The sequence below is a fragment of the Glutamicibacter sp. AGC84 genome (assembly GCF_053543575.1).
Genome location: NZ_JBLVOC010000005.1, coordinates 90090 through 98771, shown reverse-complemented (window position 1 = coordinate 98771; position 8682 = coordinate 90090). Strand labels below are relative to the sequence as shown.

Sequence of the window (8682 nt, the reverse complement as noted above, 5' to 3'; positions counted from 1 at the left end):
TTGGTTACCGGCCACCGCCGTATTGAATGCTCGTTCCTAGCCGAGCTCTTCACTCAGCTGCGCTGCACGGGCGGCTGCCGCTTGCGTGCCCGCAGCAATAATCTTTGGAATTCCCTGCTCATCGAAGGTGGCGATAGCCTGCTCGGTGGTGCCCTTCGGGCTGGTTACCGCCTTGCGCAGGCCCGCGGGATCCGCGTCAGGGTTCGAGAGCATCTTGCCAGCACCGGCCACAGTGGCACGTGCCAGCGCGATTGAAAGCTTTTCATCCAAGCCCATGGCCACACCGGCATTGGCCATGGCCTCAGCCAGGTAGAAAGCATAGGCCGGACCGGACCCGGAAATTGCCGAGAGCGCATTTTGCTGCTCTTCGTCGATGACGTGCACGTCGCCGGATCCGGAGAGCAGGTCGGTGACCAACTTGGTCTGCTCGTCGCTCACGCTCGCCGCTGGGCTGATTCCCACCACGCCGGCACCGACCATCAAAGGGGTGTTCGGCATGGAACGGATGACCGGCTGGCCAGCTGGCAGATGAGACTGCATGCTGCTCAGGGTGATAGCGGCGGCTACGGAAACAACGACCTTCTGCGCGTCCAGCGATCCGGAAATCTCCTCGCACAGTTCGGTGATGCCTACCGGCTTCACGCCCAGGAAGATAATGTCTGCGCTGGAGGCAGCCCGACGGTTGGCTTCGGGATCTTCCTCGCTGACCAAGACGTTGATGCCCAATTCGCGCAGTTCCGCTACGCGATTATCGCTTCGCACGGTAGCGGTGATGAGCTTCGGGTCATGGCCCGAGGCGATGATGCCACGCAGGATGGCGCCGTTCATGGAGCCGGCGCCGAGGAAGGACAGGGACAGATTCTTTGTTGCTTCACTCATATGGCTATTGTGTCATTGGCTTGGGGTCGCTGCCGACTGTTAAGTGCTGGCGGGCAAATTCTAGGGTCTTTCCCAGCCATTCTTCTTTTTGCCCGGTGTTGCGAGCTTTGCGTGTGGAGACCTCGACCGCTACGGTTCCGCTCCAATTGGCATCACGCAGATATTGCAGCGTTTCGGCCACCGGTTGGGTGCCCAGGCCTGGCACGAGGTGCTCGTCTTTGCCGTTATCCAAACCATCGCACAGATGAACGTGCGCCAGTCGCTGGCCCAGGTCCTCGACAGCTTGGCGCGAATCCATATTGGCAATCGCCGCATGGGAGAAATCCCAGGTCACATGCTGGTAGTGCTGCGGGACTGGGTTCCAGTGCGGAAGGTACATTTTCGCTTCACGGCCCCGGGCACGCCATGGGTACATGTTTTCCACGGCGATTTTCATCCCCGTGGTCTCAACCAATCGCTGCACGCCTTCGGCGAATTCTTCGGCGTAGGCGCCCTGCCACCTGAATGGCGGATGGGCGACAACCACATTTGCGCCGACCGCTTGGGCCAGGATGACCGAACGTTCGATCTTTGCCCAAGCAGAGCCCCACACCTGCTGGGTGAGCAGCAGTGTCGGTGCGTGAATGGCCATGATCGGCAGTTGGTACTTGTCCATCAAGGCTTTGAGCGCGGTCGCAGATTGGCTGGCTGCGTTGCCGGTGATCAGCACTTCCAGCCCGTCGTATCCCACGTCCTTGGCCATCGCGAAGGCGTCATGGACGGTCAGCGGATAAACTGACGCGCTAGAGAGGGTGACTGGCACCTTCATTGTGCTCTTCTGGTCTTCCATGCTCTTGCCTCCTGTTACCGTGTCCACTGTGCGGGCACCGCTTAGCCAAGAAGGTTAGCTGCTGGGTTTGGCGAGAAATTTGTACTTCTCGTTATCCAGAGCTACTTCCCCAACTCCAACGCTACTACTGAGCGGTGTCGCAGAGTCAAACATCACGTGATCAAAACGTCGCAGCATCAAGCCTTCGCGAATCGCCCAAGGGCAAATCCGCACAGTTTTCAGTTTCAAGGCACTCATCGCTTCATGAGCGACAATCGCCCCGGCAAGCAGTTGCGGGGCGCGAATCTCTGAGACACCGGGCAGTTCTGCCCGTTCAGCCCAGCTCATCGCGGTCAATCGGTTGGTCCACAATTTCAATGCGTCGCGATTGAGCACGCGCTTAACATAGGGGCCTTCCGTGCTCGGCGCGGCTCCGGTGATGCGAGCCAGCGAGCGGAAAGTCTTGGAAGTAGCGGTGGCCAAGGTGGGCTTGCCATACTGGCGCAGCTCGGTAGTTGGGTCCGTGAGAACGTCGCGCACGTACGTACGCAGTTCCTTGACTTCCTTAATGGACGGCAGGTCGTTTGGTAGCCATTCGCGGGTCAGCCGGCCGGCGCCCAGGGGCACGGAGAAGGCTGTTTGCGGGAACTCGTCAACGCCCAAGGCCAGCTCCAGCGAGCCTCCACCCATATCCAGGTTCAGGATGGATTCCGAAGACCAGCCAAACCAACGGCGTACGGAGTAGAAGGTCATGCCGGCTTCTTCTTCGCCGGTCAGTTCCATCAAGCTCACGCCCGTCTCAACCTCGACCCGTTCCAGGACGGCAGCACCGTTGGAGGATTCGCGAATCGCTGAAGTGCAGAAAGCCATGAAGTCCTCAACCTGGTGGTTTTCGGCGAACTTGGCGGCTTCCTTGATGAAGGAGATCAGCTCGCGCTGGCCCTCTTCAGTTATGGCGCCATACTCATTGAGGTAGCGCACCAAGGACAAGGGTCGCTTGTGCGAGGCATAGGGAACCGGGCGGGCTCCCGGATATGCATCGACGAGCAACAGGTGAACGGTATTCGAACCGATATCCAATACACCGAGTCTCATGGTGCGCTCCTCGTTAGGCCTGGCAAGAAAGACTAGTCAGTCTTTTTCGCGGTCGTCTTCTTGGCCGTAGCCTTCTTCGCCGGGGTCTTCTTGGCTGCTGGCTTCTTGGCCGGCGCCTTCTTTGCCGTGCGCTTCACCGGTCCGCGGGCACGTTTGTCTGCCAGCAGCTCGATAGCCTGCTCGCGTGTCAGTTCCTCCAGAGAGGTAGTGCGCGGAACGGTGATGTTGGTGACGCCATCGGTGATGTACGGACCGAAGCGGCCATCCTTGACCACGATGTTCTTCTCGCTGGTCGGATCCACTCCGAACTCGGCCAATGGCGGTACCGCGGCACGACGGCCACGCTGCTTCGGCTGCGCGTAGATCGCCAGCGCTTCGTCCAAGGTGATCGTGAAGATCTGCTCTTCGCTCTCGATCGAGCGCGAATCGCTGCCCTTCTTCAGGTACGGACCGAAGCGGCCGTTCTGCACGGTGATCTCTTCGCCTTCAGCGTCAGCACCCAGCACACGAGGCAGGCTCATCAGCTTCAGGGCATCTTCCAAGGTCACTGATTCGACAGTCATGGACTTGAACAGCGACGCGGTGCGCGGCTTGACCTTGGTTGGCTTCTTCGGCGGCTTCGGCTTGCCATTCTTGTAGTACTCGACCGGCTGGGCCGCCAATTCCTCTTCGGTTGGCTCCGGGATGATCTCGGTGACGTAAGCGCCGTAGCGGCCATCCTTGGCTACGATCTGGCGACCGGTTTCCGGATCAATGCCCAAGTGCATTTCGGAGACCTGCGAGTTGGCAAAGAGCTCCTCTGCCTTTTCAGCAGTCAGCTCATCCGGGGCCAGATCCTCAGGCACGTTGGCGCGCTGCGGCTCGGTGCCTTCCTCGGCGCCTTCCGGGATGGCACGTTCCAGGTACGGGCCGAACTTGCCCACACGCAAGGTGATGTCGTCGGTGACCTTGATCGAGTTGATCGCACGGGCGTCGATGTCGCCGAGGTTATCGACCACATGCTTCAAGCCTTCGGATTCGGTCTCCGCGCCCTTGCCGAAGTAGAACAGGTTCAGCCAGTCGGTGCGGGCACGATGGCCCTTGGCGATCTCATCGAGATCATCTTCCAGGCGGGCGGTGAAATCGTAGTCCACGTACTTCGCGAAGTGCTCTTCGAGCAAGCGGATCACCGAGAAGGCGATCCAGCTCGGCACCAGGGCGCCGCCCCGCTTGGTGACATAGCCGCGGTCCATGATCGTGGAGATGGTTGGCGCGTAGGTCGACGGGCGGCCGATCTCGCGCTTTTCCAGCTCGGCCACGATCGAAGCTTCGGTGTAACGAGCCGGCGGGGAGGTTTCGTGGCCTAGAGCGGTCAGCTCATCGCCGGCCAGCTGCTGGCCCACAGCCAGCTGCGGCAGGCGGGCTTCGGCATTCTCTGCCGCGGCTTCCAGGGCCTGTTCGTCCTTGCCCTCCTCATAGGCGGAAAGGAAACCGCGGAAGGTGATTACGGTGCCGGAGGCCGAGAACTCGGCCACGCGCTGATCGCTGGCGGTGCCCTGCAGCTTGATGGTGGCGGTGAAGCCCTTGGCATCGGCCATCTGCGAGGCGACGGTGCGCTTCCAGATCAGCTCGTACAATGCGTACTCGTCCTTGGACAACGAGGAACGCACGTCCTTCGGGCGGCGGAACATGTCACCGGCCGGGCGGATTGCCTCGTGGGCTTCCTGCGCGGCATCGTTCTTCGCCTTGTAGACGCGCGGCTTGGCTGGAACGGAATCCGCGCCATACAGTTCGGTTGCCTGCTTGCGCGCGGCATTCACTGCCTCGCCCGAGAGGAAGACCGAATCGGTACGCATATAGGTGATGTAGCCGTTTTCATACAGCCGCTGAGCGATCTGCATGGTGATCTTGGAGCTCCAGCGCAGCTTGCGGGATGCTTCCTGCTGCAGCGTGGAGGTGGTGAAAGGGGCGGCCGGACGACGGGTGTACGGCTTGTCCTCGACGGAGGTCACCGCAAAGCCGGTGTCCGACAGGTTCGCCACCAGCGACTGGGCCGACTCCTGATCCAGGTGGGCCAGCTTATTGCGGGTGGTCTTCAGCTGGCCGCGGTCATCGAAGTCACGGCCGGAGGCGACACGGGCGCCGTCCACTGCCGAGAGCTTCGCTGCGAAGCCTTCGCCTTCACTGGTGGCGAAGTTGCCCTTCACATCCCAGTATCCGGCGGGGATGAAGGCCATGCGTTCGCGTTCGCGCTCGACGACCAAACGGGTTGCCACGGACTGCACGCGGCCTGCGGACAGCCCGCGAGCCACCTTGCGCCAGAGCACCGGTGAAATTTCGTAACCATAGAGGCGGTCCAGGACACGGCGGGTTTCCTGGGCGTCGACGAGGTCGGTATCGAGCTCGCGCATGTTTTCCAGTGCGCGGGCGATGCCTTCCTTGGTGATTTCGGTAAATGCCAGGCGGCGTACCGGAACCTTTGGCTTCAGGACCTGCAGCAGGTGCCACGCGATGGCTTCGCCTTCGCGGTCCGCATCGGTTGCGAGGTAAAGTTCGTCAGCTTCTTTGAGCTTCGCCTTCAGTTCGGAAACGCGCTTCTTCTTGTCCGGGTAGACCATGTAGTAAGGCTCAAAGTCGTTGTCCAGATCGACAGCGAACTTGCCTACTGAGGTCTTTTTCAGCTCGGTTGGCAGTTCTGAGGGCTGCGGAAGGTCGCGGATATGGCCCACTGAGGCATCCACGTCAAAGCCTTCACCCAAATATTTGGCGATCGACTTCACCTTGGCAGGAGACTCCACGATTACGAGTTTCTTACCAGTCTTTTCCTTGGCCTTGGGGGGCACAGCACTCCTTTAGACAACACGGACCTAGGACACCCATTTCCGGGCCCTGATCGATCCGCCATCGCAGCTTCGTTCTTCATGCCTACTCTATAAGCACATTTCCCGATGATCTTACACCGAAGAATCTGCGCTCCCTGAGCCGGGCATACTTATGATGATGCCTCCCCCATGCTCTGGTATTCGGGAAGCAATGAGATTAAGTAGAACATACGCCGCGAATCAATACTGCGTTCCTCGGCTGTTGCCTGTGCCTCGTATTCGTAGACCAGATCCAGCATTCTGCGGTTGAACTCGCGTTGCTTGGCTTCCGAGAGGAAGACCAAACCGCTAGTCAGCATCGGCGGACGATCCGGGTCCGGAGCGATTCCGGTCTTCGCTTCTGCCTCGCGCCGCTGGACTTCAGCATTGAGCCGGGTGCGGAATGCGTTCAATTGCACGTTCAAGTACGCAGTTTTGGCGTTCGCCGAGTCGATCTGCGTGTTCAGCTCTAGCCGTTCACCAGCCGCTCGCCACCGCCGCTCGCGTGCGTCTCCTTCGCTGGCAGCACGAATCACGTACCCGTACTTCTCCAGGGCCCGGAGGTGATAGCTCATGGCGCTAGGTGTCAGCGCACACAAGGATGCAAGTTCTGTAGCGGTGCGGGTGGTCTGCGAAGCAAAGAGCTCATCCAAGACGATCAGTCGAGCGTCATGGGCCAACGCTCGAATCGCCTGAGGGTCAGTGATCGAGACAACTTGTGGGATTTCCGCCTCATCGCGCGAGGCGGCCCCACCTTGTTCCTCAATTGTGTTCCGTGTCATAGGGAAAAACTTTAGCGCTTGTTTCACATTTTCTGAAGCAGGCCATGTCGCAAGAGTCGCTTCACTGCTTCATAAAGCAGGTCCGCGAAGTCTTCTTGCCCTTCTCCAATCAAGGAATCCAACGCGTTGACTAGTTGCGATACCGACAAATCACCATCGCAGGCGGAAACAAATCCTGCCTGCGCGGTATCAAGCAATTCAGTACGGCGCAGCCCTGCCCCCTGCCGCAGCAAGATCACGCCGGGGTGCTCCGCCCCCGGACGCTGATGGCGCTCCTCAGTAACATCCTCGGCCACCAGCAGGTGCCAATCCTTGAACCCTTCATTGGCGGCGGCCAGCTGGTCGGACATGGCAATGTCCCGCTGCAGGGTCGGGGCCAGCGGCTGTTCCACCTGGTGCGAGATCTGCTCGTAGCGCTGCAGTACCGGATGGCCTGCGGCTGGACGGCGGAAGTACACCAGACCGAAGCCGATGGCACCCACGCCGCGGGACTCGAAGTCATCGAGGTATGCGTTGTAGGCGGAGATGTATGAAGTGCTGTCCTCGGTCTGGGAAGCGTCGCGCAGCCATGTCTCGGCGTAGCCGCTTGGCGTTGTTTGCTCGCGCTCGATCACCCATACGTCCAGCTGGTCGCCGAACCACTGGCGCACGCGGGCATCCCACGGCTGGTTGGATTCATCATCTAGGCGAGGAATCTCCCAGTTTGACAGCATTTGCATGCAGCCACCCGGCGCCAGGAAGCCAGGAGCCTGCTCGATCAAGGTGCTCACCAGCGTATCGCCGGCCATCCCGCCATCACGGTAGGTGAACCGGTCCTTGGCGCGCTCGTTGCTGCTTCGCGGGGTAATCACGAACGGCGGGTTGCTGGCGATCAGGTTGAAAGTGGATCCAGCCACCGGATCGAACAGGCTTCCCTGGAGCAGGGTGACCCGCGATTCGAGGTTATCCGGATCCAGCTCCAGGGCCTGGTAGTTGAGCATCAGGTTGAAGCGGGTGAAGCCCAGGGCTCGGGCCGACAGGTCTGTGGCCGTAACATGCTCCGCGTGCGATAGCAGATGGAACAGCTGGATGCCGCAGCCGGTACCCAAGTCCAGTGCGCGCTCGACCTTTTCGCGGATCGTGATCTGCGCCAGGGTCAGGGACGCCTGGCCAATGCCCAGCACATGGTCGGTGCGCAACACGCCGGGACGCTGGTGGGCACCCAGGTCGTGGGCCACCCACAATTCACCGTCAGCATCGGAGGAATGCAGCGCCAGGGCAATCTTGGCCCGGTAACCGGTAGCCCAGGACTCGATCAGGCCCAGCTTGAGCAATCCGTCGGTCTTCAATGTCGGGAAGGCGGCATTGATGGCCGCGTCTTCCTGGGTCTGGCCCATTTGGAAGAGGCGAACCACACAGGCAAGCGAGCTATCTGGCCTGCTACGATCCAGGTTTCGCAAGGCAGGGTGGAGCTGGTCGCGGGCAAATGCTGCCGCAGCTTCCTCACCAAGCAGCCCCGCAACATTTTCATAGTTGTACCCGACATCAGTGAGGTCTTTGGCTAGCGAGTCGATGAGCAGTTGATTGTAGCTCTGGGGAGCGTCATCAATGGAAGAAAATTCAGCAGCATTCACACCTCCAAGTCTACCGAGTAACTCAACGGGTGATAGCTAGGCCAGGCAAACTACGGCGACCTATGATGTGGGCATGACCCAAGTAACGGTGACCTATCTCCAGCAACTCGACTCCGCTGATGTCATTCGCTCGGCCAAGTCCTTGCCCGAGGACGCCCGGATCGAGCTGGCCAAGGAGATCACCCCGGAATTTTCGCGGTTTCTGTATCAGAGCGTGGGCAGCGCATTGAACTGGTCTGACCGCCTGGGTTCGACCCGAGACCAGTGGGACGAAGTGCTCCGACGCCCGGGCTCAGAAACCTGGGTGCTCTACCAGCACGGTGCTCCCCAGGGGTACGTGGAGCTCGTCACGGAAGTCGCGGACGCCGGCAGCGAGGTCGAGATCTTCTACTTCGGCTTATTTCCCGAAGCTACCGGCCGCGGCCTTGGCGGGGTGCTGCTCAGCGAAGCACTGCAACAGGCCTGGGCCCTGGGTTCACGATGGCCGCAGCTGCCTGAGGTCAGCCGGGTATGGCTGCATACCTGCTCACTGGACGGACCGGCGGCGCTACCGAACTACCAGGCGCGAGGGCTGAGAATCTACCGGACCGAGGTGGAACAGGTCGACGTCAAGGATGCGTCGCGCGGAATGTGGCCGAAGGTGACCGCATAGAAAACGGGGGCGG

Annotated in this window: 7 protein-coding genes; 1 reads left to right on the top strand and 6 read right to left on the bottom strand. The window is 60.5% G+C overall.

Going from position 1 to position 8682, the window contains the following annotated elements; genetic code table 11:
- Positions 1–36: 36 nt before the first annotated feature.
- From proC to ACNPN0_RS02190, 6 genes are all read right to left on the bottom strand, one after another.
- Positions 37–879 carry a pyrroline-5-carboxylate reductase gene (gene proC, locus ACNPN0_RS02215; RefSeq protein ID WP_434693177.1) on the bottom strand — a complete coding sequence of 281 codons (843 nt, stop codon included), beginning with the start codon at positions 877–879 and terminating at the stop codon, positions 37–39.
- A gap of 4 nt (positions 880–883) precedes the next feature.
- Positions 884–1708 (bottom strand): sugar phosphate isomerase/epimerase family protein, encoded by an 825-nt coding sequence (locus ACNPN0_RS02210; protein ID WP_105656960.1) that lies wholly within the window; start codon positions 1706–1708, stop codon positions 884–886.
- A 54-nt stretch (positions 1709–1762) separates the two neighbouring features.
- Entirely contained in the window at positions 1763–2782 is a 1020-nt protein-coding gene (locus tag ACNPN0_RS02205) for a Ppx/GppA phosphatase family protein (protein ID WP_434693179.1), read from the bottom strand.
- 32 nt (positions 2783–2814) lie between these two features.
- Complete coding sequence (topA, locus tag ACNPN0_RS02200) at positions 2815–5604, bottom strand: type I DNA topoisomerase (RefSeq protein ID WP_448937618.1); 2790 nt, start codon at positions 5602–5604, stop codon at positions 2815–2817.
- 149 nt (positions 5605–5753) lie between these two features.
- Complete coding sequence (locus ACNPN0_RS02195; RefSeq protein ID WP_105657083.1) at positions 5754–6404, bottom strand: ArsR/SmtB family transcription factor; 651 nt, start codon at positions 6402–6404, stop codon at positions 5754–5756.
- A 23-nt stretch (positions 6405–6427) separates the two neighbouring features.
- Complete coding sequence (locus ACNPN0_RS02190) at positions 6428–8017, bottom strand: DUF7059 domain-containing protein (RefSeq protein ID WP_388063441.1); 1590 nt, start codon at positions 8015–8017, stop codon at positions 6428–6430.
- 73 nt (positions 8018–8090) lie between these two features.
- Here ACNPN0_RS02190 and ACNPN0_RS02185 point away from each other — a divergent pair, with 73 nt between their 5' ends.
- Positions 8091–8669, top strand: a complete 579-nt coding sequence (locus ACNPN0_RS02185; RefSeq protein ID WP_448937617.1) for a GNAT family N-acetyltransferase — start codon at positions 8091–8093, stop codon at positions 8667–8669.
- The last annotated feature ends 13 nt before the right edge of the window (positions 8670–8682 follow it).

Excerpts from the sequence above, each read along its gene's own strand:
- proC (WP_434693177.1), bottom strand. The coding sequence starts at position 879 with ATGAGTGAAGCAACAAAGAATCTGTCCCTGTCCTTCCTCGGCGCCGGC.
- ACNPN0_RS02210 (WP_105656960.1), bottom strand. The coding sequence starts at position 1,708 with ATGGAAGACCAGAAGAGCACAATGAAGGTGCCAGTCACCCTCTCTAGC.
- ACNPN0_RS02205 (WP_434693179.1), bottom strand. The coding sequence starts at position 2,782 with ATGAGACTCGGTGTATTGGATATCGGTTCGAATACCGTTCACCTGTTG.
- ACNPN0_RS02185 (WP_448937617.1), top strand. The coding sequence starts at position 8,091 with ATGACCCAAGTAACGGTGACCTATCTCCAGCAACTCGACTCCGCTGAT.
- ACNPN0_RS02195 (WP_105657083.1), bottom strand. The coding sequence starts at position 6,404 with ATGACACGGAACACAATTGAGGAACAAGGTGGGGCCGCCTCGCGCGAT.